We start from the raw sequence: 2,038 nt of genomic DNA, 5'->3' as shown, positions 1-2,038 counted from the left end.
CTTGGTGGTTGTGGGAGAGTAGGTGACTGCCGCAATATTTTTTGGAGGAGGAGTGCTCGCTGATTTGGTTCAGCGGGCGCTCCTCCTCTTTTTTGGGTTATAGGCCAAAATGTGTGTATGGGTAGGGCGTGTCTGACTAGCCTGGTGTCACTGATTCACCGTGATCGTCCACCCCACCCTTTCTGGATCCCGTTGCCATCCTCGATACTGAACGAGGTCCCGTACAACGAAGTCGTCTCACCCCGTCCCGAATCAGGACGCGCGAGTCTGTGTTGAGGCTTCTTCGCCCACGCTGCCGGTGTCACGAGCTCCGACGGATCCCTGGCAGCTTCTGTCTGCCGGTACAGCAACCAGTCAACTCCCCTGCGGGCATGGTCGACCGGCAGTCCCCTGTGATGGCGCAGAAAGTCCTTGATGGCCTTGTTTGGCCCGCCCTCTAACGCGTTCGTTGTCTTCGCGATCACGATCTTGTCCTCGCCCAGTTCCAGCCAGGTAAAGAGCTGATCGTCACGAATCAGACCGACAAGGAGTTTCCACGCCCGGCGGGTCCGCAGATGCGTGTACCACCAGTCCTGCCCCGGTCGGACATACGAGGGTCTAGGGGCACCTGATTGAGCCCTGGTGCGGTGTTTGAGGAAGGCCTCCCATTTGGCTTCCCACCCCGCGAACTCGCCCGTCCAGGCCGCTGCCTGCCCGAGGGTGCTGACATCGGTGAGCATCTTGTAGATCGTCAGGAGTTCCTTGTTCGCCGGCAGGTTCGGTCGTCTGGTGAGGTGCTTATTCGCGGCTTGCCGGATATGGAAGTGACACCGCTGGATGCGGGTGCCTGGCCACAATCGTTTGATCGTTGCTGTCAACGGCCCGTTACCATCGACGATCGCGGCCACGGGGGCGGGAATGCGTTGAATGAGCGCGGTCCAGGACGCGTTCTTTTCCTGGTCGCACCATTGCCAGTCGATGACGTGTTTGCCGGTGTGGGCGATGAGGACGCACCAGCCATTGAAATAGGTGCCATCGAGCATGATCTGGTCATGGACCTCGCCGGTGGGAATGACGTTCCAGCACCATTGTGTCCCTCGTGTGAAGGTCCGGGTGCTCGTGGCGAACTCGCCCCTGGCGCGGGTGCTCGTCAGCCAGGATATGAAGCTGGTGAACTCGGCTTTCCTGCTGATATCGGTCAGAGATTGGGATGTTGAGGCCCCGCAGTGTTTGCACCGCCACCGGGTCCGTCCAGCGCTGGTCTGACCGTTCTTGACGAGCTTGTTTGCGCATACACCACATCGGGGATGATTCCGGGGAACTGACACTGAACATGCTTCCAGACCATGTTCAACCCTGTCTTGGCCTACTGCCTACTGGGCAAGAGGCCTATCCTGTACACACAATCTGGCCTATAACCCGAGGACGGCCCGGGCTGTATTCGCGACTCGGCAAACTTCACCGGAGTGGCTTTGAAAATGCACGAGCAGCGGCTCATCGTAAACTCCAAATTCCGCCGCTGCTCCGTCTGAAAGCAGGACCGCGCGCACTGATCCGCCTGGTCCGTCAATTCCGGACGATCAGTGTAAGAACCTCAACCGATTTCGTACCCACGCCCCATTCGGCTACCGTGCCGCGCGGTTCCGCCCACCCTCACCCCTGCGCGCCAATGTAAAGATGAGTTTTTGTGTGACATAGAGCACTTCAGTAGATAGTCTCAAGACCGAGAAGCCAATTGAGGAGACGCAATGATTGCAACAACAAGGCGACTTTCGATTGCTGTCATAACATCTGCTTTGATATTTACCGGCGGCGGCATGGCGACGGCAACACCCAGTGTCGAGAGTGCATCAATAGTTGAACCGCAGGTAGCTAAAGTCTGGCATGCTTATCAGACTAACTTCAAATCATATGCATCATGTTCAGCGCGCGCCTTCTTCGTTGCGCAGCAGAAGTGGATTTTCGGCTCTTCATAAATAGGGCTGTAGGAGCCTACTCATTCCGCCAGCGTGGAGCAGTGATCGGATGAGGTAGTTGCTCCGGTTACGGAATCCCAACG

2 protein-coding genes are annotated in these 2,038 nt (G+C 57.5%); one reads left to right on the top strand and one right to left on the bottom strand.

The annotated features are described in order from the left end of the window. Window positions 1-155: 155 nt before the first annotated feature. Entirely contained in the window at window positions 156-1,307 is a 1,152-nt protein-coding gene (locus MPN20_RS17040; protein WP_242784049.1) for an IS1249 family transposase, read from the bottom strand. A 420-nt stretch (window positions 1,308-1,727) separates the two neighbouring features. Between MPN20_RS17040 and MPN20_RS17035 the strand changes: the two genes are divergently transcribed. Further along, window positions 1,728-1,955 (top strand): hypothetical protein, encoded by a 228-nt coding sequence (locus MPN20_RS17035; protein ID WP_242784047.1) that lies wholly within the window; start codon window positions 1,728-1,730, stop codon window positions 1,953-1,955. Window positions 1,956-2,038 lie beyond the last annotated feature (83 nt).

It is taken from the genome of Brevibacterium sp. ZH18, from assembly GCF_022748595.1.
In the GTDB taxonomy this organism is placed as follows: Bacteria; Actinomycetota; Actinomycetes; order Actinomycetales; family Brevibacteriaceae; genus Brevibacterium.
This window is presented reverse-complemented; position numbering and strand designations above follow the sequence as displayed.

What these genes read in the sequence shown, in the direction of transcription:
- MPN20_RS17035 (WP_242784047.1), top strand. Translation starts at nt 1,728, where the DNA reads ATGATTGCAACAACAAGGCGACTTTCGATTGCTGTCATAACATCTGCT.